22 protein-coding genes are annotated in these 23,771 nt (G+C 52.5%); 20 read left to right on the top strand and 2 right to left on the bottom strand.

The features are described 5' to 3' along the window. The first annotated feature begins 12 nt into the window (after window positions 1-12). The 12 genes from rnpM to dut all read left to right on the top strand — a co-directional run bounded on the left by rnpM (window position 13) and on the right by dut (window position 12,313). Entirely contained in the window at window positions 13-327 is a 315-nt protein-coding gene (gene rnpM / locus ACL02P_RS07860; RefSeq protein WP_009223049.1) for an RNase P modulator RnpM, read from the top strand. Next, window positions 320-649 (top strand): L7Ae/L30e/S12e/Gadd45 family ribosomal protein, encoded by a 330-nt coding sequence (locus ACL02P_RS07855; protein ID WP_009223050.1) that lies wholly within the window; start codon window positions 320-322, stop codon window positions 647-649. The genes rnpM and ACL02P_RS07855 overlap by 8 nt, the downstream gene beginning before the upstream one ends. After that, window positions 642-3,209 (top strand): translation initiation factor IF-2, encoded by a 2,568-nt coding sequence (gene infB, locus ACL02P_RS07850; RefSeq protein ID WP_412837061.1) that lies wholly within the window; start codon window positions 642-644, stop codon window positions 3,207-3,209. Before ACL02P_RS07855 ends, infB begins: the two co-directional genes overlap by 8 nt. A 14-nt stretch (window positions 3,210-3,223) precedes the next feature. After that, the gene (gene rbfA, locus ACL02P_RS07845) at window positions 3,224-3,577 is read left to right on the top strand and encodes a 30S ribosome-binding factor RbfA (RefSeq protein ID WP_009223052.1); all 354 of its coding nucleotides are present in this window, start codon (window positions 3,224-3,226) and stop codon (window positions 3,575-3,577) included. Window positions 3,578-3,662: 85 nt separating this feature from the next. After that, window positions 3,663-4,643: a DHH family phosphoesterase gene (locus ACL02P_RS07840; RefSeq protein WP_009223053.1), complete on the top strand. Its 981-nt coding sequence runs from the start codon at window positions 3,663-3,665 to the stop codon at window positions 4,641-4,643. After that, on the top strand, window positions 4,640-5,557 hold the full coding sequence (gene truB, locus ACL02P_RS07835; protein ID WP_323076459.1) for a tRNA pseudouridine(55) synthase TruB: 918 nt from the start codon (window positions 4,640-4,642) through the stop codon (window positions 5,555-5,557). The genes ACL02P_RS07840 and truB overlap by 4 nt, the downstream gene beginning before the upstream one ends. 45 nt (window positions 5,558-5,602) lie before the next feature. Then, window positions 5,603-6,547, top strand: a complete 945-nt coding sequence (locus tag ACL02P_RS07830) for a bifunctional riboflavin kinase/FAD synthetase (RefSeq protein ID WP_260070579.1) — start codon at window positions 5,603-5,605, stop codon at window positions 6,545-6,547. Window positions 6,548-6,720: 173 nt separating this feature from the next. After that, the gene (rpsO, locus tag ACL02P_RS07825) at window positions 6,721-6,990 is read left to right on the top strand and encodes a 30S ribosomal protein S15 (RefSeq protein WP_009223056.1); all 270 of its coding nucleotides are present in this window, start codon (window positions 6,721-6,723) and stop codon (window positions 6,988-6,990) included. A gap of 244 nt (window positions 6,991-7,234) precedes the next feature. Further along, entirely contained in the window at window positions 7,235-9,343 is a 2,109-nt protein-coding gene (pnp, locus tag ACL02P_RS07820; RefSeq protein WP_127576524.1) for a polyribonucleotide nucleotidyltransferase, read from the top strand. Window positions 9,344-9,488: 145 nt separating this feature from the next. Then, window positions 9,489-10,535 carry a polysaccharide deacetylase family protein gene (locus ACL02P_RS07815; RefSeq protein ID WP_412837060.1) on the top strand — a complete coding sequence of 349 codons (1,047 nt, stop codon included), beginning with the start codon at window positions 9,489-9,491 and terminating at the stop codon, window positions 10,533-10,535. Between the two features lie 85 nt (window positions 10,536-10,620). Then, window positions 10,621-11,874, top strand: a complete 1,254-nt coding sequence (locus ACL02P_RS07810) for a pitrilysin family protein (protein WP_323076461.1) — start codon at window positions 10,621-10,623, stop codon at window positions 11,872-11,874. Continuing rightward, window positions 11,858-12,313, top strand: a complete 456-nt coding sequence (gene dut, locus ACL02P_RS07805; RefSeq protein ID WP_016312395.1) for a dUTP diphosphatase — start codon at window positions 11,858-11,860, stop codon at window positions 12,311-12,313. Before ACL02P_RS07810 ends, dut begins: the two co-directional genes overlap by 17 nt. Window positions 12,314-12,560: 247 nt before the next feature. On the opposite strand, the gene ACL02P_RS07800 is transcribed toward dut, so the two are convergent. Both ACL02P_RS07800 and ACL02P_RS07795 read right to left on the bottom strand, forming a co-directional pair. Next, entirely contained in the window at window positions 12,561-12,875 is a 315-nt protein-coding gene (locus tag ACL02P_RS07800; RefSeq protein WP_198136136.1) for a S41 family peptidase, read from the bottom strand. Then, entirely contained in the window at window positions 12,872-13,216 is a 345-nt protein-coding gene (locus ACL02P_RS07795; RefSeq protein ID WP_009223062.1) for a hypothetical protein, read from the bottom strand. Before ACL02P_RS07795 ends, ACL02P_RS07800 begins: the two co-directional genes overlap by 4 nt. A 474-nt stretch (window positions 13,217-13,690) precedes the next feature. Between ACL02P_RS07795 and dpsA the strand changes: the two genes are divergently transcribed. The 8 genes from dpsA (at window position 13,691) to ACL02P_RS07755 (ending at window position 23,699) form a co-directional block, all read left to right on the top strand. Further along, complete coding sequence (gene dpsA, locus ACL02P_RS07790) at window positions 13,691-14,590, top strand: dipicolinate synthase subunit DpsA (protein ID WP_260070584.1); 900 nt, start codon at window positions 13,691-13,693, stop codon at window positions 14,588-14,590. Next, complete coding sequence (locus tag ACL02P_RS07785; RefSeq protein WP_412837059.1) at window positions 14,587-15,180, top strand: dipicolinate synthase subunit B; 594 nt, start codon at window positions 14,587-14,589, stop codon at window positions 15,178-15,180. Before dpsA ends, ACL02P_RS07785 begins: the two co-directional genes overlap by 4 nt. A 256-nt stretch (window positions 15,181-15,436) precedes the next feature. Then, the gene (dapG, locus tag ACL02P_RS07780) at window positions 15,437-16,657 is read left to right on the top strand and encodes an aspartate kinase (RefSeq protein WP_009223065.1); all 1,221 of its coding nucleotides are present in this window, start codon (window positions 15,437-15,439) and stop codon (window positions 16,655-16,657) included. Between the two features lie 92 nt (window positions 16,658-16,749). Beyond that, window positions 16,750-17,616 (top strand): 4-hydroxy-tetrahydrodipicolinate synthase, encoded by an 867-nt coding sequence (dapA, locus tag ACL02P_RS07775; protein ID WP_009223066.1) that lies wholly within the window; start codon window positions 16,750-16,752, stop codon window positions 17,614-17,616. 459 nt (window positions 17,617-18,075) lie between these two features. After that, complete coding sequence (locus tag ACL02P_RS07770) at window positions 18,076-19,755, top strand: ribonuclease J (protein ID WP_009223067.1); 1,680 nt, start codon at window positions 18,076-18,078, stop codon at window positions 19,753-19,755. A 219-nt stretch (window positions 19,756-19,974) separates the two neighbouring features. Then, the gene (locus ACL02P_RS07765; RefSeq protein ID WP_009223068.1) at window positions 19,975-20,736 is read left to right on the top strand and encodes a ClpP family protease; all 762 of its coding nucleotides are present in this window, start codon (window positions 19,975-19,977) and stop codon (window positions 20,734-20,736) included. Beyond that, a complete protein-coding gene (locus ACL02P_RS07760) occupies window positions 20,733-20,957 on the top strand; it encodes a YlzJ-like family protein (RefSeq protein WP_009223069.1) in 225 nt (74 codons plus the stop codon). The genes ACL02P_RS07765 and ACL02P_RS07760 overlap by 4 nt, the downstream gene beginning before the upstream one ends. Before the next feature lie 81 nt (window positions 20,958-21,038). Then, window positions 21,039-23,699, top strand: a complete 2,661-nt coding sequence (locus ACL02P_RS07755) for an FtsK/SpoIIIE family DNA translocase (RefSeq protein ID WP_009223070.1) — start codon at window positions 21,039-21,041, stop codon at window positions 23,697-23,699. Window positions 23,700-23,771 lie beyond the last annotated feature (72 nt).

Raw genomic sequence — 23,771 nt, 5'->3', positions numbered from 1 at the left:
GAGGTGGCAAGGATGAAGCAAAGAAAAGTACCGCTGCGCAAATGCGTAGCTTGCCAGGAAATGATGCCCAAGAAGACGCTGATCCGGATTGTGCGTTCCCCGGAGGGCGAGGTATCGATCGACTTAACGGGCAAAAAGTCGGGCCGCGGCGCTTATCTCTGCGGCAAGACGGAATGCTTTAAGCTCGCTCATAAATCGCGTGCTCTTGATCGGGCGCTCAAAGCTCCGGTTGGTAACGAGGTTTATGAACAGCTCGCTCGTGATTTCTTGGCCGTCGAGGATGAATTCCTTGCTGCTCAGGCTCGAGATGAGGATGAAGATGAGTAAGGCCCAGCCGTTGTCCGGTCTTGGTCTCGCCATGCGAGCCGGTAAGCTGGTGACAGGGGACGAACTCGTCCTGAAGTCGATTCGTTCAAGAGAAGCCAAGCTCGTCATCGTTGCGGGGGATGCTTCCGCCAATACACAGAAGAAATTCCGGGACAAATGCGGGACCTACAACATCCCGCTGATCATCGGATTTGACCGTGAAGCGCTCGGGAGAAGTGTTGGCAAACCGGAACGGGTTGTTCTGGCGATCACCGATCCAGGGTTTACCGAGATGATCCGCAAAGCGATCTTGAAAACATCGGAGGTGGAGTATATTGAGTAAACAAGAAAAACAAGATAAGCTCAGGGTGTACGAATACGCTAAATCGCTCAACATGAGCAGCAAAGAAATTATCACGATTCTTAAGCGTCTGAATATCCCGGTCAACAATCACATGAGCGTCATGGAGAACGATGCAGTAGCCCGTGTGGAACAGTTTTTCAAGGATATTAAAAGCAACGCGGCGGCGAAACGAGAAAGCTCGGGACGCAACGATTCCTCTGCCAAATCGCCGGCATCGGCTTCCGCAGGAGGGAGCCAAACACCGAAAGCTACATCCGGAGAATCTTCCGGTCATCGCGGAGATCAGGGACGCGGCGCAAACGCACCCGTAAAAAACCAAAATCAACAGGAAAAGCAGGTAAGCATGAATAATAAACCAAACACAAACCAAACCAATGCAGGTGGCAGTACGGCAGTTCAAGAAAGATCCAGCCGTCCGAACGGCGGCAATCATCAAAACTCACGACCGCAAGGCCAAGGCGGAGGAAATTCCTCCAGTGCAAACCGGAACCCGCAAGGGAACCGGGGAGCCGGTCAAGGCGGCCAGCGGAATGATAGCGGTCAGCGCCCAGCTCAAGGCCAAAATAGCGGCGGAAACCGAAGCTTTGCGCCAAGCAACAATTTTGGCGGCGGAAACGGCGGCGGCAAAGGTCAAGGGCAAAGAAAAGGAAATAATAACGGCGGCAAAAACCAAAGAGGTTACGATGATAACCGCAACGGCGCCAATTTCAAAAATAATCGCGGCGGCAAAGGCGGGCGCGGCAAAGGTGCTCCGCAGCAGCCTCCACGCGAGAAGATCGACAATACGCCGAAGAAAATTATCGTCCGCGGCACGATGACGGTTGGCGAAACCGCCAAATTGCTGCATAAGGACGCTTCCGAAGTGATCAAAAAGCTGATGCTGCTCGGCGTCTTGGCAACCATTAACCAAGAGCTTGACCTTGACACGATCCAGCTGCTGGCAAGTGACTACGGCGTTGAGGTTGAATTGAAAATTCCGGTGGAAGAAGACCGTTTCGAAACGATCGAAGAGGTTGACGATGAGGCAGATCTGAAAGAACGTCCACCAGTCGTTACGATCATGGGTCACGTTGACCACGGGAAAACGACGCTGCTGGACGCCATTCGTTCCACCAACGTCACCGGCGGCGAAGCCGGCGGGATCACGCAGCATATCGGGGCATACCAAGTCGAAATCAACGGCAAGAAGATCACGTTCCTGGATACGCCAGGCCACGAAGCGTTTACAGCGATGCGTGCCCGCGGTGCCCAGTTAACGGATATTACGATTATCGTCGTTGCTGCGGATGACGGCGTGATGCCGCAGACGGTCGAAGCGGTGAACCATGCCAAAGCAGCAGGCTTGCCAATTATCGTTGCTGTGAACAAGATCGACAAACCGGAGGCAAATCCGGATCGAGTGAAGCAAGAATTGACGGAGTATGAGCTTGTGCCGGAAGAATGGGGCGGCGACACGATTTTCGTCAATGTCTCTGCGAAGCAAAAAATCGGCTTGGAAAACCTGCTCGAAATGATTCTGCTGGTAGCCGAAGTGAACGAGTACAAAGCCAACCCGGATAAACGCGCTCGCGGTGCGGTCATCGAAGCCGAGCTCGATAAAACCCGCGGTCCGGTAGCTCGCGTGTTGGTACAGCACGGAACGTTGAAGGTCGGCGACGCCTTCGTTGCAGGGAACTGCTTCGGCCGCGTCCGCGCGATGGTTAACGATCGCGGGCGCCGCTTGAAAGAAGCAGGTCCGTCGACGCCGGTGGAAATTACCGGTCTGACGGAGGTACCGCAAGCCGGCGATCCGTTTATGGTCTTCGAGGACGAACGCAAAGCGCGGTCGATCGCGGACAAACGGGCTACGATGCAGCGTCAATCCGATTTGGGTGCCAATACGCGCGTTACACTGGATGATCTGTTCCGCCATATCAAGGAAGGCGAAATCAAGGATCTCAACGTGATCATCAAAGCCGACGTGCAAGGTTCGGTTGAAGCGCTCAGAGGCGCACTCGAGAAGATCGAAGTCGAAGGCGTTCGCGTCAAGATTATCCACAGCGGGGCCGGTGCGATTACCGAATCCGATGTCATCTTGGCGGCGGCTTCGAACGCGATTATCATCGGGTTCAACGTCCGTCCGGACAACCAAACGAAAGCGACAGCGGAGCAAGAGAAGGTTGACATCCGCTTGCACCGCGTCATTTACAACGCAATCGAAGAGATCGAGCAAGCGATGAAAGGGATGCTTGATCCGGTTTATAAAGAGTCGGTTATCGGTCACGCGGAAGTCCGTAATACGTTCAAGATCAGCAAGGTCGGAACGATTGCAGGCTGTATGGTGACTTCCGGTAAAATTACCCGTACGGCGGAAGTCCGCTTGATTCGTGACGGAATCGTCGTATACGAAGGCAAAATCGATTCGCTCAAACGTTTCAAGGACGACGCGAAGGAAGTTGCTCAAGGTTACGAGTGCGGGATTACCTTGGACAATTACAACGACATTAAAGAAGGCGACGTCATTGAAGCGTTCGTCATGGAAACTGTTGAACCGAAGTAAGGTGGGTGTCTAAAATGGCCAAAAATCGTACCGGCCGCGTAGGCGAACAGATTAAGAAAGAACTTAGTGTGCTCATCCAGAGTGAACTGAAAGATCCGCGCATCGGTTTTGTCACGGTGACCGGGGTCGATGTGACAAATGATTTGTCGCAGGCCAAAGTTTACCTCAGCGTATTTGGCGACGAGGAGCAGAAGAACGAATCTTTAAAAGGGCTGGAGAAAGCGACCGGCTTCCTGCGCACCGAAATTGGCAAACGAATTCGGCTGCGCCACACGCCGGAGCTGATTTTCAAAATCGACGAATCTATCGCTTACGGCAGCCGGATAGAGAAGCTTCTCGGCGAAATTACGCAAGAGCACAAAGAATGAAATATGAAAGGGAATCGATAACTCATCTGCCACCCTTGAATGAAGATGAGCGGATGAGTTTTGTAGGTCCCTAAAGGAGACGGCAATGCAGACGACCTATGAAAGGGAGCTGAGTCAGACCAAGGAGTTCCTGACTCAGAATGATCATTTCCTAATTGTGTCGCATGTTCAGCCGGACGGTGACGCAGTCAGTTCCACCCTTGCGGTGGGCTGGCTTCTGTCATGTCTGGGTAAAAAATTCGTGATGGTCAACGAAGGCCCGATCCCAAAGCGGATGCATTATTTGTGGCATGCGGACGAGATTCTCGATTTGTCGGTGACGCCGCTTGACCGCAAATTTGATCATGTGATTTGCGTGGACTGCGCGGATTTCAAACGGGTTGGCACGACGCATGAATGGTTTGCCGAAGGGGCACGACTGCTGAACATCGACCACCATCCGACCAACGACCACTACGGCTCGGTGAATCTTGTAGTGCCAAATGCGGCGGCGACCGCTGAAATTTTGTTTGATCTGATCAACTATATGGGTCTGCCGTTGGATGAAACGATAGCAACGGTGCTTTATACCGGACTGCTGACGGATACCGGCGGGTTCCGGTACTCCAACACGTCGCCGAAGGTGATGGCGGCTGCCTCCAAACTGCTGGAATACGGCGTGGACGGTCCCGCTTTATCCGAATTGCTGCTAGAGCAAATGACGCTTCCGCAGCTGCGTTTGCTGACTCGGGCTTTAAACGGTCTTCAGCTTACGGAAGACGGGAAGATTGGCTGGGTATCGGTTACAGATGAGGACCTGAAAGCGACTGGCGCCGTTCACGAGGATATGGAAGGCATCGTCAACTATCCGCGAAATATCCAAGGGGTCGAAGTAGGCCTGTTGTTTAAAGTCATTAACGAACAAGCCATAAAGGTGAGCATGCGCTCGGCGGGAAAAGTTGACGTGGCCAAGGTGGCCCAAAGCTTTGGCGGCGGCGGCCATGTCCGGGCCGCGGGTGCTCGCATTGAAGGGACCCTAGACACGGTTGTCCCTAGAGTGTTGGAACAAGTGAGGCTGCAGCTATGAACGCATACGAAGGCATTTTGCCCATCCACAAGCCGGCCGGTTTTACATCGCATGACGTGGTTGCCAAATGCCGGGGGATTTTGAAAATGAAGCGAATCGGCCATACGGGTACGTTAGACCCGGCGGTCACCGGAGTGCTGCCTCTATGCCTGGGCCGTGCAACGCGAATGGTGGAGTATTTGCAGGACTTGCCGAAGGAATACGAAGCGACCTTGGTGCTTGGCGTTGCGACCGATACAGAGGACATGACCGGCGAAATCATCGAACAGGTAAATGAGGTTCAGGTGACGGAAGAGGACGTACGGCGCGTGTTGTCCCGTTTTGTTGGCACGATCTCGCAAATTCCGCCGATGTATTCGGCGCTGAAGCAAGACGGTAAACGTCTGTATGAACTGGCACGGGAAGGGAAGACCGTGGAGCGTAAGCCCCGGGAAGTCACAATCTATCAATTGGAGCTGCTTGCTTTTCATCCGGAGGGGCCGCATCCGCGGATTTCTTTTCGTGCGTTATGCTCCAAAGGAACTTATATCCGTACGCTCTGCGTTGATATCGGACGTGCACTAGGCGTGCCTGCAGCGATGACGGAGCTGAAGCGGACGATGTCGGCGGGGATCACGGAGTCGCATTGTCTGACGCTGGATGAGGTGGCCCGCCACGCGGCAAGCGGATCGCTGCAAGATTATTTACTGCCGGTCGATCGAGCTGTTCAGCATTTGCCGGCTCACACGGTTGCTGCCGAGAAGGTCAAGGCAGCATTGCAAGGTCAGCGGCTGTCCCCCTCTGTGGTCTCTCCGGCGGTTAAGCGCGGAGAGACCCTGCGGCTGTACAGCCCCGAACAGCAATTTTTAGGCATCTTCCGGGTAGAAGAGGGAACGAAGGCCGTGAAGGCGGTTAAAGTGTTTTTACCCGAATAGCCTCAAGAAATGCGCATTCCGAGGGAAATTGCAGGTGACACGATCATGGAAACGATACATTTATCATATCCACTAAATGAACGATTTATAGAACAACATGCCCGTCCGCAAGTGCTGGCGATCGGCCAATTTGACGGCCTTCACCTGGGACATGCCAGCGTGATTGATTCGGCTGTCCGGTTGGCTGGCGAACTAGGTCTTCCTGCCTCCGTCATGACTTTTCATCCCCATCCGAAGGAAGTTATGAAAAAAGGCGACTACGACGGATATTTGACGCCGCCGAAGGAGAAGGAGCGTATTCTGCGCGAGATGGGCGTGGATTACGTATATATCGTTGAATTCAACGATGCCTTCTCGCGGGTAAGTCCGCAGAACTTCGTTTCCGGCATCCTGGTGCCGCTTCAGGTGCACACCGCGGTGGTTGGCTTTGACTTCCGTTACGGCTACCGGGGCGAAGGGGATGCGAGCATGCTGCGTGAATTGAGCGGCAACGTCCTTGACGTGCACACCGTGCCGCCGTTCCTGATCGACGGGGAGAAGGTCAGCAGTTCAGGGATTCGCAAAGCGCTGCAGGAAGGGAAGATTGAGCTAGCGAATCGTTGGCTTGGGCGGACGTATACGCTGAGAGGGACGGTCATGCACGGCGAGAAACGCGGCCGCCAGCTCGGATTCCCTACAGCCAATCTGCAGCTGGCGGAGCACTACGTCGTCCCGGCCAGCGGGGTCTACGCCGTGCGAGTTACGCGCGAAGGTACGACGTACTCCGGCGTGATGAACGTTGGGGTTAAGCCAACCTTTCATGAGAACGGCAAAATCTTTTGGCTGGAAGCCCATCTGTTTGATTTTTCCGGCGAGATTTATGACGAAAGCTTGTCTGTGGAATTAGTTCATTATATTCGGGCGGAGCGCAAGTTCGGCTCCCTGGATGAGCTGATCGCTCAAATTGGACAGGATGCGGAAACGGCTAAACGATTGCTGAAAGATTCCTGATAACTAAACCGATCCGGCATTTACTTTGCCCATCGGCTGTGGTATACTATGTAACGTTGTCATGCGGAAGAACTTTGCTTTTTCCAATCGGCAGCGAGAACCTTGGCTTGGTTGCACGGTTTCACCGCCGGCGACGAGGCTAACGGCGATTTGAGATAAAGGAGGTGAACAGGATGGCATTGACTCAAGAACGTAAACAACAATTGATCCAAGAGCACAGAACTCATGAGTCCGATACCGGATCCCCTGAGGTGCAAATTGCTATCCTTACGGAGAACATCGTGAATTTGACGGACCACTTGCGTACACACAAGAAGGACCATCATTCCCGTCGCGGTCTTCTGAAGATGGTTGGTCAACGTCGGAAATTGTTGGCTTACTTGAAGAACAAAGACGTAAATCGTTACTCCGCTTTGATCGAGAAACTTGGATTGCGTCGTTAATTAAACAAGTTTGTATAAAAGCAGCCTAGTTGCATGGCGGACGCTGGCGAAGCGTGCGGTGTGCGGCCGGGTTGCTTTTTACAAATTAGGCTTTGTTGCGATAAGCTTTCATGAAGAGCTCCGTCAGGAGCTTTTGTTATGAGGACATTCTTCTGCGCCAGCGCCGCTTCTCATTATGAATTGGTGAAAAGCAGGAAATAATGAACTCAGTACCGAACTTGTATTGGTGATAAGGAGGGATTTCATGCAGACTGAAGTGAGAATGGATTTGGGAGGAAGACCTCTCATTCTGGAAACCGGCCGATTGGCGAAGCAAGCCAATGCGGCTGTCATGGTCCGCTACGGCGATACGGCGGTGCTTTGTACGGTTACGGCTTCTTCGGAACCTAAGGATTTGGACTTTTTCCCGTTAACCGTCAATTATGAAGAGAAACTGTATGCAGTCGGTAAAATTCCCGGCGGCTTTATTAAACGGGAAGGACGTCCAAGTGAAAAAGCGATTCTGGCCAGCCGTTTGACCGACCGTCCAATTCGTCCGCTCTTCCCGGAAGGCTTCCGTAATGATGTGCAAATCGTAAACCTGGTCATGAGTGTGGATCAGGACTGCGAACCGGAAATTGCCGCCATGATCGGGACTTCTGCAGCGCTGAGCATTTCCGATGTTCCGTTTAACGGGCCAATCGGAGGCGTGGCTGTAGGCCGGGTAAACGGGGAATTCGTCATTAACCCGGACGTAGCCCAGCAGGAAGCGAGCGACATTTACGTCGTGGTTGCCGGCACGAAGGACGCTATCATGATGGTAGAAGCGGAAGCGAACGAAGTTCCAGAAGAAGTGATGCTGGAAGCCATTATGTTTGGCCATGAAGAGATCAAACGGATCGTTGCCGTCATTGAAGATCTCGTAAAAGTCGCCGGTAAAGAAAAGATGCAAGTTCAGTTGCATACGGTAAATGAAGAAGTGAACCGTGAGGTTCGCGCTTATGCCCAAGATCGCTTGATTGAAGCGGTGAAGATCGCTGAGAAGCATGCTCGTCAGGATGCGATTGACGCGATTAACGACGAAACGGTAGCTCATTTCGAAGAGAAATACATAGAAACGCCGGAGCTGCTCGCCGATGTGAAGGAAGTACTTCACGACATCGTTAAGGAAGAAGTGCGCCGGTTGATCACTCATGAAAAAGTACGCCCTGACGGTCGTAAACTGGACGAGATTCGTCCGATTGAATGCGATATCAGCCTGCTGCCGCGTACGCATGGCTCCGGTCTGTTCACGCGCGGGCAAACGCAAGCGCTAAGCATCTGTACCCTTGGAGCATTGGGTGATGTTCAAATTCTCGACGGGATTGACCTCGAAGAGTCGAAACGCTTCATGCACCACTATAACTTCCCGCCGTTCAGCGTTGGCGAAGCTCGTCCATTGCGGGCTCCAGGCCGCCGGGAAATCGGCCACGGGGCATTGGGCGAACGCGCGTTGTCGAAGGTGATTCCGCCGGAATCCGAATTCCCTTATACGATTCGTCTCGTATCGGAAGTGTTGGAATCCAACGGTTCGACCTCGCAGGCGAGCATTTGCGCCAGTACGCTGGCGATGATGGATGCAGGCGTACCGATCAAAGCTCCGGTTGCCGGGGTTGCGATGGGTCTGATCAAAGACGGCGAACATGTGTCAATCTTGACTGACATCCAAGGGATGGAAGATCATCTTGGCGATATGGACTTCAAAGTGGCTGGTACCGCGGAAGGCGTTACCGCAATCCAAATGGATATCAAAATTGACGGGATTGACCGGCAAATTTTGTCCGATGCTTTGAAGCAAGCAAGAGAAGGTCGATTGTTTATCTTGTCCAAAATGATGGAACGGATTCAGAAGCCGAAGGAGCATCTGTCCCCTTACGCGCCGAAGATTACGATCATGCAGATCAATCCGGACAAAATCCGCGATGTTATCGGAGCCGGCGGCAAGATCATCAACAAGATCATCGAGGAGACCGGCGTGAAGATCGATATCGAGCAAGATGGCCGCGTGTACATCGCTTCTACCAATGAAGAGATGAACAACAAAGCGCGTTCGATCATTGAAGGGATCGTTAAAGAAGTGGTGGTCGGCGAGATTTACGTCGGGACCGTCAAGCGGATCGAGAAATTTGGTGCATTCGTTGAGATTTTGCCGGGTAAAGACGGCTTAGTGCATATTTCGCAACTCTCAACGGAACGCGTCGCCAAAGTTGAAGACGTTGTGGCGATCGGCGATACGGTAACGGTGAAAGTGACCGAGATCGACAACCAAGGACGGATTAATCTTTCCCGCAAAGCGGTATTAACCGCCGAAACGGACAAAACTCCAACCAAATAAATTTATAATCTAACGACGCAGGCAACCCTTGCGGGAAAAGAGACAGAATAATTAAATTCTGGCTCTTTTTTATTGCTTTCGCATATCCCTGGGCTTGTCAACATATGATGGGGACAAAAACCGTTTAAGGGGATGAGCTGTTAGCATGGGGCGGAACAAGTTTGCAGTCATCGCGATCTGCATTGCGTTGATGATGATATTGGGGCAGTTTGCCGGCATTCGGGCATTCGTTGCCAAAAGCTCGGGGGAAAATGGCGGCAGCTACGCTTTCCGCCTGATTCATGACCTGACCGGTGACCTGGGGGCCCAGAACCAGCCTCACCCGGCTAGCGGCGGGACAGCGAAGGATACGGATCCGTTGCTGGCCAAGATCCGCGAAGAGGCGGAGAAGCAGCGGATCGAGCCGATCGATGCGGTGGTCGACCGGGTCTGGAAAGCCATTCCCGGCTATAACGGTCGTGAGGTGGATATCGAACGCACTTACAAGAAGGCCAAACAGCTGCCGGAGGGCGCGAACATCGAATATGTCTATCGGGAGCTTCGGCCGAAAGTAAATCTCGAGGATTTAGGGCCGCAGCCGATTTACCGGGGGAACCCAAACAAGCCGATGGCAGCGCTCATGATCAATGTCGCCTGGGGCAATGAATATCTGGTGCCTATGCTGGATACGTTGGATCAGCAGAAGGTCAAGGCGACCTTTTTCCTCGATGGCAGCTGGCTCAAGAAGAACGGGGACCTTGCCGCCGAAATCAAGCGGCGCGGGCATGAAATCGAAAACCACGCCTACTCGCATCCGAATATGAGCCAACTGGAGCAAACCCGGGCCCGGCTGGAGATCTCCAAAACGAAGGAGCTGCTGAAGGAGAAGCTGGGCGTGGAAAATCGCTGGTTTGCGCCGCCTTCGGGTGATTATAATATGCAAACCGTCAAGCTGGCGGCGGAACAGGGGCTGAAGACGGTATTGTGGACCGTGGATACAGTAGATTGGAAAAATCCTCCCGCAGCCAGCATCGTTAGTAAGATCAGCAGCAAAGTGGGGCCAGGATCGCTGATCTTGATGCATCCGACGGCGTCCAGCCGCGATGCACTGGAAGGGATGATTCAGGCCATTCGCAGCAAAGGGTTGGTGCTCGGAACCGTGGAACAAACGCTGTCGCCGGACCGCGTCGAAGTCCCTGCTCCGCAGAGTTGAGCTTTCCGCCTTTTTTTGGTAGGATAGGGATGCATTTATTAACGACGCTAACCAATGCATCGCATAACATTTAGGGGGGCCTTTCGTGAAGAGAACGCAATTGAAAAACGGCCTTCGGGTAGTCATGGAGAAGATACCGACTTGCCGTTCGGTCTCGTTCGGCATATGGGTCAAAACCGGCTCCCGCAATGAACGCCCTGAGCGGGGCGGAATTTCGCATTTTATCGAACACATGCTGTTTAAAGGCACGGAACGCTACAGCGCCAAGGACATCGCAGAGCAGTTTGATGCGATTGGCGGCAATGTTAACGCGTTTACGTCCAAGGAATATACCTGTTATTACGCGAAAGTGCTGGATGAGCATTTACCGATTGCGGTTGACGTGTTGTCCGACATGTTTTTCCGTTCCTTGTTCGATAAGGAAGAGCTGCGGAAAGAGAAAAACGTGATCGTAGAGGAAATCTCTATGTACGAAGATACGCCGGACGATATGGTCCACGATCTTGTGACGCAGGCAGCCTACGGGGACCATCCGCTGGCTCTGCCGATCTTAGGGACGGAGGAGAAGCTGCGCGCCATGGAATCCGAGCACCTGCGGGAATACATGCGCGAGCACTATACAATCGAAAATACGGTCATCAGCGTGGCAGGCAATATCGATGAACAGGTGATTGATCTGCTGGAGCAATATTTCGGTGATTTTTCGAATCGGGGAAGCTCCAGCCCTTTGGCTGCGCCAGAGTTCTTGGGGGGATTGAAATTCCATCGCAAGAAGACCGAGCAGAACCATATTTGCTTGTCCTTCCCAGGTTTGCCGATCGGGGATGAGAAACAATATGCGATGGTGCTACTGAACAATGCGCTGGGCGGCGGCATGAGCTCGCGGCTCTTCCAGGAGATCCGTGAGAAACGCGGGTTGGCCTACTCGGTGTACTCGTATCACAGCTCGCACGCGGACAGCGGACTGTTTACGGTGTACGCAGGAACCGCGCCGCGCCAAACGAAGGAAGTGCTGGATTTGACCAAGGAGATCCTGCACGATGTTTCGGTGAACGGGATTACTCCAAATGAGCTGAGCAAGGGGAAAGAACAGCTGAAGGGAAGCTTGATTTTGAGCTTGGAGAGCACCGGAAGCCGCATGAACCGACTTGGCAAAAATGAGCTGATGATCGGCAAACATTATTCCTTGGATGAGATGATCGCCCGCATCGAGGCGGTGACGATGGACGATGTCAATCAGGTGTTGAAGGGCATGTTTAGCCAACCGTTTTCGCTCGCCATGGTGGGATCGTCAGATCGCGTGATATCGGGAGTTAGGAGAGATGAGCTTGTCGTTTGAAGTGCAAATCAACCGTTTGGCAGGAAATGAAGATATCGAGCTGCCGCGTAAAATGTCGGAGCTAGCCTCCGGCTTTGACCTCTACGCCGCCGTTACGGAGGAGCTGACGCTCCAGCCGGGGCAACGTGCCCTCGTACCGACCGGGATCGCTATCGCGATGCCCGGCGGCCTAGAGGCGCAAATTCGCCCGCGCAGCGGGTTGGCGTTGAAGCACGGCATTACGTGCCTGAATACGCCGGGGACGATCGACGCGGATTACCGCGGGGAAATCAAGGTGCTGCTGATTAACCTCGGGCAGGAACCGTTTGTGATCCGTCGGAATGAGCGGATTGCGCAGATGGTGTTCCAGATCGTTCCTGAGGTGAATCTCGTGCAGGTAGACAAGCTGTCGGAGACGGTTCGCGGCGCCGGCGGGTTTGGTCATACGGGCACGAAGTAAGGGACTGAGGCACGTTTAACCTGAGTAGCCTGTTTATGTTCAGGTGTTGAAGAATAAGGGTAAAAAAGGTTCTTATTTTCGGTTAGGAGAGGGATATGGCCGGGAATAGCGGACTTTTTTACCCTTATTTTCATTTATCGCATTCAAAAGTGGCGGTTATGGTGGGTTCCGCTCCAAATAAGGCCTAAAATGTCCTCTATTTTTTGCGCTTAGAAGAATTTCGCTGAAATAAGGCCCGAAAAGTCCCTTATTTTGCTGCAGTAATGATCTCCATTAACTTTTCCATTTGGGCATCTCTTCCGCCGATAATGTCTTGGCGTGTTGTTGGAACATAGATATCCGGTTCTAAGGAGGTTTCGTGGGTCAAGCGTTGATCCGGCCGAGAAAAATGTTTATAAGATACGGTAAATTGAAATCCGGAGTGAGGCATCTTAAACACGAATATATCTCCATAACAAGATGGCTGATTGCCCGTTGGTTCTCCGATCAAAGTGGCCAGCCCATTATCTTTGAAGGTGACGGCAAAGACATTTGCGGCGCTGAACGTTTTGGGGGAGATCAATAGATACAAGTGATCGTTAAACGGGTTAACGGATGAGCTAGCATGGGCCTTCCCATGATTTTTAACCAATGTTCATTTTCAGTTGGCACTACCTTGGACAGCTCGTCTAATAACTGTGGAGGGGTTAGCCCGCCTAACTCAAGTAAAAGGTCGCCCCGTTGTAACAACGGCGTTGATCGAATCACCACCGGGCCTTCCGCAGTCCAGTATAACGGCAGCTCCAAATAGGAAAGGGAAGGGGAATAAGGGTTGATGCTCGTGTGGGCGTCATGCAGTTGCCCGATCATTTCTACAGCGGAGATATAAAAACGGCTTATGGGCAGCGGACCTGCTTGAATCATCCGGTAAGTATCCCGTATTTTTTTTTCGTTGCTCTCTCTGCCATCCGTCGATCAGTGACGGGTGAACCTGTTCCAGCGTGCTTATAAGGTAATCGAAATCCGCTTTCATCGTATCGGGCGTCAAGAGAGCACTTTCTGCGGGATCCGCTTCGCCCAGCCTTTGTATAGGCGAGGTGAATGGTTCGACCTCTGACGCTTGCCGCTCCGGTGAGGAAATAACAACAGATCCTGCAAACGCCAATATCAAAAGAATCATCAAAAAAATTGCATAAATCACAGCCCGTTTTCCTGGCTTTCTCAACTCACTCCACCACCTGTAATAATATGGAATACATCCTACAAAATTGCTGTGAAGGTTTGCTATGACGATATTCCTATCCTCAGCTTCGCGAGGCATTCTAGCCTTTCACCACTTCGTAGGCCACGGCATAAGATGGTCTATACTGTGTTGCTTGGAAGGAGTGCCGTCTAAGAATGCTGACCGGAATCACAATTGTATTCCTCGGTGGGGATGCCCGGCAGGTGGAGGTCATCAACAAATGTGTCGAACTGGATGCTACGGTACGGGTTGTTGGCTTCGACCGATTGGAGACACCCCTTAAAGGAGTCTCGCAGGAGACGTTAAGCCCCGGCTTGCTGGCCGGCGCGGACGTAATTATCCTTCCGGTAATCGGTTGCGATGATCACGGTGTCGTCCCGGCGCCGTTCTCTGCAGAACAACTGGTCATCAAACGGGAATGGTTTGCATCCGTCCGAAAAAGCACGCTGGTCTATACCGGAATTGCCAAGAGCTTCTTAAAGCAAATGGGCGAGGAGCACGGCTTCCGGATCATTGAGGTGCTCGAACGTGACGACGTCGCCATTTACAACTCGATTCCAACGGCGGAAGGCGCAGTGATGATGGCGATCCAGAACACGGACATCACGATTCACGGTTCGAACTGTATTGTGCTTGGGATCGGGAGGACAGGGTTTACGCTGGCAGGAACGCTGCAAGGTTTGGGAGCGAATGTAAGGGTAGGGGTACGTCGGGAAGATGATGTGGCTAGGGCGATACAAATGGGCTGGAAGCCTTTTGTGACAAGGGATTTGGCCGCCAACGTAGGGGATGTTGACTTGATTTTTAACACAATTCCGACTATGATAGTCACAGCGCAAATCATCTCGAAACTGCCCCGTACGGCAGTGATTATCGACCTTGCTTCGGCGCCTGGAGGAACGGATTTCCGTTTCGCCGAGAAGCGCGGAGTGAAGGCGATTTTATCCCCTGGCCTCCCCGGAATCGTCGCTCCCAAATCGGCTGGAATTATTATGGCAAACACGATTTGTCAGTCGATTATGGATGAGTATCAATTACGGGGGGATGAACAGTGAATTGGCAGGGTAAAACGGTAGGTTACGCCATTACGGGCTCGCATTGTACGTTTGCTGAGGTAATGCCCCAGATCCAACGATTTGTCGACGGAGGGGCGAAGGTTGTGCCGATCATATCCCAGTCGGTACTGACGACCGACACCCGTTTCGGTAAATCGGAGGATTGGCGCGAACAGTTGAAAGATATTACAGGGAATGATATTATTTCTTCAATTGTCGAAGCCGAACCTCTGGGTCCAAGCAAGCTGCTGGACGTCTTGGTGATCGCTCCCTGCACGGGAACGACGACGAGCAAACTGGCAAATGCGATAACGGACAGTCCTGTTCTGATGGCCGCAAAAGCCCAGCTGAGAAACGGGCGACCGCTTGTCATCGCGGTGTCGACGAATGACGGTTTAGGTTTTAATTTGGCAAATATCGCGAAATTAATTGTGGCCAAGAACGTGTATTTCGTTCCGTTTGGTCAAGACAATCCGACCGGCAAACCGAATTCGCTCGTAGCAAACATGGAACTGATCCCTGAAACTTGCTATGCCGCGCTTGAAGGAAAACAGCTGCAACCGTTAATCATCGAACGTGTTCATGGATAATGCAGCGCAGCCGGCATACCATGTACGAAGCACCGTTCGGGTTGTTTCACGCCGTGATCTTTACAGGACGGACTCAATATAGGTGGGAAGTATCGGAACAAATTGCTCAAAGGCGCAGCATGGAATGCCGTATACCATCGCGGAGATCATTGCGGCGAAGGGGTATGTTTTCGAAGCTCTGGGTTCGTTAATCTTGCTATTACTAACGGAATGAAGTCATCGCTTTACTCCGCACTTATTAACTGGAGGAATATCCATGCGCATTTTGGTGCAAAAATTCGGTGGCACGTCTCTTTCGACGAAAGAAGCGAGAGAGCATGTCATCTCACACGTACGCCGGGAACTGGATAACGGTTTCCGGCTCGTCGTGGTGGTTTCGGCTATGGGCCGAAAAGGGGATCCTTACGCGACGGATACCTTGCTTGATTTGGTCTCTGAAGGGGATTGCTATTTACCGCCCCGCGAACAAGATTTACTGATGGCTTGCGGCGAAATTATTTCCGCAGCCAAGCTGTGCAGCCTGCTGGCTGAACAGCACATCTCTTCGGTCGTATTGACTGGAGCTCAAGCTGGATTCCGAACGGACAGCCAGTTTGGCAACGCGAGAATTCTGGATATCGTTCCGACTCGGGTGCTGGAAGAACTGCAGCAGAAGGATGTCGTGATCGTGACAGGATTTCAAGGTCAAAATCAAGACGGCGACTTCACGACGTTGGGCCGCGGAGGCAGCGATACGTCGGCTACAGCCTTGGGCGCCGCGCTGCACGCCGAAATGGTTGATATTTATACCGATGTGAATGGGATCTTAACTGCGGATCCCCGGATCGTCGAGGATGCGAAGCCGCTGGAATACGTCAGCTACGCAGAAATCTGCAATATGGCGCATCAAGGGGCTAAGGTGATCCATCCCCGCGCCGTAGAAATTGCGATGCAAGCGGGGATTCCGGTACGCGTTCGCTCGACTTTTTCGCAAGGGGAAGGAACATTGGTTGCCAACCCCGAAGGATTTAAGGACGTACAGCTGGGGATTGTGGACCGTTACGTGACTGGGATTGCATATGTGGCGAATGTGACTCAAATCCGGGTGGAATCCGCTGGCAACGGCCCGGATCATTTGCAGCTGCAAGTTTTTAAATCCATGGCAGAGAACGACATTAGTGTTGATTTTATTAATGTGACCCCAACCGGTGTCGTTTATACGGTCTTTGATAAAGATTCGGCGAAGGCAGAAGCGGTGTTGAGATCGCTGGACCTCTCACCGCAAATATGCACCGGATGCGCCAAGGTGTCCGTCATCGGCGGAGGCATTAACGGCGTTCCCGGAATTATGGCCAAGATCGTTGAGGCTTTGACCGAGCAAGGCATTCAGATTCTGCAATCGGCTGATTCGAATACTACGATTTGGGTGCTGGTGCGGAAGGACGATATGGTGCAAGCGTTGCGGGCGTTGCATGCCAAGTTCGAACTGGGCCGCTAACGAGGCATGTGAGTTCATCGCTTAAGAAATGGAAGGCATACTGAGAAGACGGCAATAAATAAGCGAAGCGGGAGACGGGAGGAGGATATGGCGTGATTGATTTCGGAAGAATGATTACAGCCATGGTAACGCCTTTTAATGATCAAGGAAAAATCGACTGGGACCAAACCGCAAGCCTGATCGACTATTTGGTGGAGGAGCAGCAATCTGACAGTTTGGTCGTGAGCGGAACGACGGGGGAGTCCCCTACACTAACGGATGAAGAAAAACTTGAGCTGTTTGCCTTCGCGGTGAAACATGCAGCCGGACGCTGCAAAATTATCGCCGGCACGGGCAGCAATGATACCGCTCATTCCGTTCATTTGACGCGCGAAGCTGAAAAATGCGGAGTAGACGGAATTTTGCTGGTCGCTCCGTATTATAACAAGCCGAATCAGGAAGGCCTTTTCCGCCATTTTGAAGCGATTGCGGCCGTAACCAGTCTGCCGGTTATTGTGTACAATGTGCCAAGCCGTACAGTTGTCAGCTTGAGCGTGGAAACGACGCTGCGGCTGGCGCAAATCCCGAATATCGTGGGGACCAAGGAATGCGCGCCTCTGGATCAGATCGCTATGATCGTCGCCCAAGCGCCGGAGCATTTCAAGGTTTATTCGGGCGATGACGCCTCGGCACTGCCGGCGATGGCGGTCGGAGCTTACGGTGTCATTAGCGTGGCCAGTCATGTCGCAGGCCGCTCCATCAAAGAGATGGTCGCACAATTCTTTAGCGGGAACGTAGAGCGGGCAAGCCAGTTGCATCGCGAGCTTCTGCCGTTATTTAAGGTGTTGTTTGAATGTCCGAATCCGGTAGCCGTGAAGTATGCCTTAAATGAAACCGGCCATCCTGTAGGAACGGTTCGGTTACCGCTGGTGCCGCCAAATGAACAGGAAGCGCAGCGGATTCGCAGCTTCCTCAAATAGCTGCTGGTCTACTTCTATAACCAGATATGTGCGTATTCCCAGAAACCGATGCCTGATCCGCAGGCATCGGTTTTTTTGTCATGGCACAAGGTAAGGTTAGACGTAGGGAAAAGCGCTGACTTGTTTTTTGCCAATTTAATCATGTATAATGAGTTCAAGTGACTGGGTGCGGTGAATTTTGAATTAAATGGCTTGTTCAAGAAGTTGGCTTCTGCCAGTGTAAGCGAGTACGGAGAACGTTTTACCAGACCGCTTGGAATGGATGAAGCTGTGGAGTTTACCAGAACTTGATTGAGCAACCATTTGATAATGACTTTGAGAAACGGCGAGATCGTCTTAATCAAGGCGATTGTTTATTCCTGCAATTTATAGGCTTTGGAATTTATATGCAGCGGTCGGAGCCATTTCCATAGGAGTTTTCGATACGACGTCCATAATAATTAGGAGGGTTAGATTCACTTGTCTAAAAAAATAAATAATGAGAAATTGACGATTTTCGCATTGGGCGGCGTCGCAGAGATTGGGAAGAACATGTATGTCGTTCAATATGCCAATGACATTGTAGTCATCGACTCCGGACTTAAGTTTCCGGAAGAGGACATGCTTGGCATCGACATCGTCATTCCCGATATCACTTACTTGACGGAGAACCGCGATAAAGTAAGAGGCATCGTATTGACGCACGGGCATGAGGACCATATCGGCGGTTTGCCTTACGTGCTGAAGAACTTAAACGTTCCGGTCTACGGGACCAAATTAACTTTAGGTCTGGTTGAGAACAAGCTGAAGGAAGCGGGACTGCTCGGCGAAACGAAACGCGTGCTGATCAATGCCGATTCCGTAATCGAGCTTGGAACAACGATGAAAGCTTCGTTCTTCCGGACGAATCATAGTATTCCGGATTCGGTGGGTGTATGCATCGAAACTCCGGAAGGGAATGTCGTTCATACCGGTGACTTCAAATTTGATCATACCCCAGTCAATGATCAATATGCGGATTTGCACCGGATGGGCGAAATCGGGAAGAACGGCGTGCTTGCGCTGTTATCCGACAGTACCAATGCGGAGAGACCGGGCTTTACGCCATCGGAGAAGAATGTAGGCATTGTACTTAGCGATATTTTCCACAAAGCGAAGCAGCGCGTTGTTGTGGCGACCTTCGCCTCCAACGTGCATCGGATTCAGCAAGTCATCGATGCGGCACACGCAACGAACCGGAAGCTGACCATCATTGGACGCAGCATGGTGAACGTTGTGACGATCGCAGAAGAGTTGGGTTATCTGAACGTACCGGACGGAATTATCATTGAGCCGGAAGAAGTCAACAAGATGGCTGCAGATCGCGTTGTCATTTTGTGCACAGGCAGCCAAGGTGAACCGATGTCTGCCTTAACGCGGATGGCTCGCTCGACGCATCGCAAGGTTGATATTCTTCCAGGCGACACGGTCATCATCGCGGCAACACCGGTACCGGGCAATGAGAAATACGTTGGCCGGACGATAGATGAATTGTTCCGTCTCGGTGCGGAAGTCATTTATAGCGGATCAAATTCCGGCGTGCACGTTTCGGGTCACGGCAGCCAGGAAGAGCTGAAGCTCATGCTGAACCTGATGCGGCCGAAATACTTCATTCCGATCCACGGGGAATACCGTATGCTGCGGAAGCATGCTTTGCTTGGTGAGTCGGTTGGTATTGATCCGGACAATATTTTCCTGATTGATATCGGGGATACGATTGAGATCCAGAACGGTGTAGCCCGCAAAGCCGGGAAAGTTCCTGCCGGCAACGTGCTCATCGACGGTCTTGGCGTAGGCGACGTCGGCAATATCGTATTGCGCGACCGTAAGCTGTTATCCCAAGACGGGATCTTGGTTGTTGTTGTAACGCTGAGCAAGCAAGACGGAACGATCGTATCCGGACCGGATATTATCTCCCGCGGCTTCGTTTATGTGCGTGAATCGGAAGGTTTGCTGGAAGAAGCAAACCGCATTGTCTCCAGCACGCTGGAGAAGCTGATGAGCGAGAACGTAAACGAATGGGCTTCGTTGAAAACCAACGTTAAGGATGCTCTCGGCCGTTTCTTGTATGAGCAAACGCGCCGCAGACCGATGATCTTGCCGATCATCATGGAAGTATAAAGAAGAAATCAATAACTTTAAGCACACAGTCGCCCCTTTCCTGCCGGTTATTTGGACGGTTTCCGCAGGAAAGGGGCTTTTCGTCGTTTAGCGCGAAATGGCGGAAGGTTCCTGACTTGAGGTATCGTTGTATAGATTGAAGAAGGTTGTCGGCATACTAAGGGCTGCATAGAGTAACGAGACTTTGTCGATTGCCGACACCGAAAGGAAGGCTTAATCATGAATAAGGACCTAAGCAAATCAAGCGTTCGCAGTGAATCTGAACTTCCGCCAACAACCGAACCGGAGAAAAAAGAAGCCACGGTACCGGAAATGATCCAGCAGCTCGGGCAAACGGCGGTGCCGACTCCCGGTGAATCAAATGTGTATTGCTTAACGATTATCGGTCAGATCGAAGGACATTTAGTGCTTCCGCCGCAAAATAAAACAACGAAATACGAGCACGTCATCCCCCAATTAGTGGCAGCGGAACAGAACCCGCGGATTGAAGGACTGTTAATTATATTAAATACCGTAGGCGGCGATGTGGAGGCCGGACTTGCCATTGCGGAGATGATTGCTTCCTTGTCCAAGCCTACCGTCACGGTTGTCATCGGCGGCGGACATAGCATCGGCGTTCCGATCGCCGTAGCCTCCGATTATTCGTTGATTGCCGAAAGCGCCACGATGACCATCCATCCGATTCGTATGACCGGGCTGGTGATCGGAGTTCCTCAGACTTTTGAGTATATTGAGAAGATGCAAGAAAGGGTCGTGCGTTTTGTAACGACACATTCGAAAATTTCCGAGGAGAAATTCAAGGAGCTCATGTTTAAGACGGGTGAGTTAAACCGGGACATCGGTACAGCAGTTGGCGGCAGCGATGCGGTGAAGTACGGGCTGATCGATGCCATCGGCGGGATTGGCGATGGATTGGCCAAGCTGAATTCGATGATTGAATCGAAGCGACAAGCGAAGCAAGCAGGAGGGATTACCCAATGACGCATTATACGATCTTACCGGAAGAGGCTTATTGGGAGAATGCCGAAAATCAGGCGGCGTACGGTGAAATCGAACTAAACGGCGTGCTGATGCAAATACGGATGGAGGAAGGCAATCGGGCGACCATCGTACGGCTGTTGCGTTGCCGGCTGGAGGATTATTTGAATCCCGATCTGGCGCCCGGGCGGCAAATCACCTTCTATCCAACCTTATTAAATTGAGAATCTATGCCGGTGACGGCATCTTTTCTAGGCCCCCCTCGGTGAATATGGTATAATATTCATCTAGGGGGTGTTTTCGTCTTGCCACGGAAACGGAAGAAGAGGAAAGCTGCCATCGGCAGCATGCTGAAATACGAAATATACGGAATCATCCTGATCACCTTATCCATTATCGCCTTGAGCGGGGAGGCTGCCGTAGGAAGGACGCTATCGAAAATGGCTGCGTTAATCCTCGGCAAATTTTATTTTGTGATCCCCTTAATTGGCATTTACATAGGACTAGCTGTCATGATCAACCGGAAATGGCCGAATCGCTGGAATGCCCGCCGCAGCGGTGTGCTGCTGGCGGTGTTGGCGCTGACGCTGATGAGCACCATTTCGGCCATGCAGCATAAGCTGGCGCCGGCGGTGCCTTTGTCCGCAGGCAACGTGCTGGGCCAGATTCATCGCGATCTGCAAGGAGCGCTGTTCCAGCCTGCGGTGAGCGATGCCGGCATGAGCCTGCTGGGGCTGGATATTAGCGGAGGGTATGTCGGCGCACTAGAATTTGCCTTGTTGTACTCTTTGTTTGGCATGGCCGGTGCGAAGCTGATTATGATCGTGCTATTAGCTATCAGTTTTATGCTGGTGACCGGACTATCGTATGTGGATTTATTCCGGATGCTGCATTCCCGATTGGCCGTGCTGGCCGAAAGCTTCGGGAAAAAAATGCGCATGCTGCGTCCGATCCCAGTGCGGAACAAAGCCAAACGGGCGGTGAAGAAGGCGGAGCCTGCGGTCACCTCATATGATGATCCAGAGGATGAAGAATCCCCTCTCGACGAAGAAACGGTGCCTGCGGCAACGAGCAAGAAGCCGGTGTTTTTTCAGCTGCTGAACTTCAAGGGAAGATCGGATGAACCCGTGGAGACAGCGTCCATCGAGGAAGAGGAACCTGCGGTCGTGGAGCCTGCTACGCAAGCTGCTGATACAGGAATCAACTGGAATGAGGTGAACTACATCGGCAGGGATGAGGACGTGGAGCTTAGGAAGTCGGACGGATTCGCTGGCAGTGACACCGGGCCGATTATCCGCGATTTCTTCGACAATATTCAGCGGGAAAGCCTGCATCAAGATGAGGACAACGATGAGGACGAGCCTGGGCTACATAGCTCCCATGGAGTCTTGTTCGATGAGGCGGCACAGGATGCACTAGATCCCGTAGGAGGGGAATTCTCCGGGGGCGGTGACGAATCTGGACTCGGGAATCCTGCGGCCGAAGAGGCTGACAGCGACGGACAAGCCACGGTGCCGCCGCCTGCGCCTAAGCCTGTTCCGAAGCCGTACAAGCTGCCTTCGTTCCGGCTCTTATCGAAGCCGGTCGGGGCAGGGAAGTCCGGCGATCAAGCGGACTATATGCAAACTGCGCGTAAGCTAGAAGCCACGCTCGAAAGCTTTGGCGTGCGGGCCCGGGTGCTGGAGGTAGTACGCGGACCGGCGGTGACGCGCTATGAAATTCAGCCGGATATCGGCGTGAAGGTAAGCCGAATCGTTAACTTGACGGACGATATCGCCTTGGCTTTGGCAGCGAAGGATATTCGGATGGAAGCGCCGATTCCAGGGAAATCCGCGATTGGTATCGAGGTGCCGAACAACGAAGTATCGCTGGTGACGATGCGCGAGGTGATGGAGACGCCAACGTTTATGGAGGCGGAGTCCAAGCTGAGTATCGCATTCGGGCGGGATATTTCCGGCCAGACGATCGTTGGCAACCTGGCGAAGATGCCCCACTTGCTGGTGGCCGGGGCTACAGGCTCCGGGAAATCGGTGTGCATTAACGGCATTATCACCAGCATTCTGTTCAAAGCGAAGCCGGATGAAGTGAAATTTATGATGGTCGACCCGAAAATGGTCGAATTAAATGTGTATAACGGCATCCCGCATCTGTTGACCCCGGTTGTGACCGATCCACGGCGAGCTTCACTGGCGCTGAAGAAGATCGTTGTGGAGATGGAGAAACGGTATGAGTTGTTCTCCAAATCGGGAGCGCGGAATATTGAAGGCTACAACCAAATGATGGCGGACCAACCTGAGGCGGTATTGCCGTATATCGTGGTGATTGTGGACGAGTTAGCTGACCTCATGATGGTTGCAGCCAGCGACGTCGAGGATGCGATTGCACGACTGGCGCAAATGGCCCGCGCGGCGGGGATCCATTTGATCATCGCTACGCAGCGGCCGTCCGTTGACGTCATCACCGGCGTAATCAAGGCCAACATCCCGTCACGGATCGCGTTTGGCGTATCGTCCCAGGTCGATTCCCGGACGATTCTGGATATGGCCGGTGCGGAGAAGCTTCTGGGCCGCGGTGACATGCTCTATATGCCGATGGGCGCGTCCAAACCGATCCGGGTGCAGGGAGCGTTTATGAGCGACCAAGAGGTCGAGGCGATCGTAAACTATGTGCGCGGGCAAGGCCAAGCCGAATACGACGAAAGCCTGGTTCCTGAAGTGGGCGATGAAGTACAGGAGACCGAAGAGGTACAGGACGAGCTCTTTGATCAAGCCGTCCAAATCGTACTGGAAGCCAAGCAGGCCTCCGTCTCCTTGCTGCAACGGCGTATGCGGGTTGGGTATACTCGCGCTGCTCGGCTGATCGACTCCATGGAGGCGCGAGGAATCGTTGGGCCGTATGAAGGCAGCAAACCGCGGGAAGTGTTAATGTCCATCGATCAATATAAAATGGGAAGAATCTCTTCTTGATTCTGTAGAATCGAAGGGAGCCTTCCCTTTTCTTTATTTCGTATAGCTCGAACCTTATGGGTGCATAGGAAG

It is taken from the genome of Paenibacillus sp. MB22_1, from assembly GCF_047200555.1.
In the GTDB taxonomy this organism is placed as follows: domain Bacteria; phylum Bacillota; class Bacilli; order Paenibacillales; family Paenibacillaceae; genus Fontibacillus; species Fontibacillus phoenicis.
The sequence above is the reverse complement of the archived record's forward strand: the minus strand, read 5'-3'. Positions and strand labels throughout refer to the sequence as shown.

What these genes read in the sequence shown, in the direction of transcription:
- rpsO (WP_009223056.1), top strand. Translation starts at nt 6,721, where the DNA reads ATGGCATTGACTCAAGAACGTAAACAACAATTGATCCAAGAGCACAGA.
- dapG (WP_009223065.1), top strand. Translation starts at nt 15,437, where the DNA reads ATGCGCATTTTGGTGCAAAAATTCGGTGGCACGTCTCTTTCGACGAAA.
- ACL02P_RS07815 (WP_412837060.1), top strand. Translation starts at nt 9,489, where the DNA reads ATGGGGCGGAACAAGTTTGCAGTCATCGCGATCTGCATTGCGTTGATG.
- dut (WP_016312395.1), top strand. Translation starts at nt 11,858, where the DNA reads ATGAGCTTGTCGTTTGAAGTGCAAATCAACCGTTTGGCAGGAAATGAA.
- ACL02P_RS07765 (WP_009223068.1), top strand. Translation starts at nt 19,975, where the DNA reads ATGAATAAGGACCTAAGCAAATCAAGCGTTCGCAGTGAATCTGAACTT.
- dpsA (WP_260070584.1), top strand. Translation starts at nt 13,691, where the DNA reads ATGCTGACCGGAATCACAATTGTATTCCTCGGTGGGGATGCCCGGCAG.
- ACL02P_RS07760 (WP_009223069.1), top strand. Translation starts at nt 20,733, where the DNA reads ATGACGCATTATACGATCTTACCGGAAGAGGCTTATTGGGAGAATGCC.
- rnpM (WP_009223049.1), top strand. Translation starts at nt 13, where the DNA reads ATGAAGCAAAGAAAAGTACCGCTGCGCAAATGCGTAGCTTGCCAGGAA.
- ACL02P_RS07855 (WP_009223050.1), top strand. Translation starts at nt 320, where the DNA reads ATGAGTAAGGCCCAGCCGTTGTCCGGTCTTGGTCTCGCCATGCGAGCC.
- ACL02P_RS07840 (WP_009223053.1), top strand. Translation starts at nt 3,663, where the DNA reads ATGCAGACGACCTATGAAAGGGAGCTGAGTCAGACCAAGGAGTTCCTG.
- rbfA (WP_009223052.1), top strand. Translation starts at nt 3,224, where the DNA reads ATGGCCAAAAATCGTACCGGCCGCGTAGGCGAACAGATTAAGAAAGAA.
- ACL02P_RS07830 (WP_260070579.1), top strand. Translation starts at nt 5,603, where the DNA reads ATGGAAACGATACATTTATCATATCCACTAAATGAACGATTTATAGAA.
- truB (WP_323076459.1), top strand. Translation starts at nt 4,640, where the DNA reads ATGAACGCATACGAAGGCATTTTGCCCATCCACAAGCCGGCCGGTTTT.
- ACL02P_RS07795 (WP_009223062.1), bottom strand. Translation starts at nt 13,216, where the DNA reads ATGATTCAAGCAGGTCCGCTGCCCATAAGCCGTTTTTATATCTCCGCT.
- pnp (WP_127576524.1), top strand. Translation starts at nt 7,235, where the DNA reads ATGCAGACTGAAGTGAGAATGGATTTGGGAGGAAGACCTCTCATTCTG.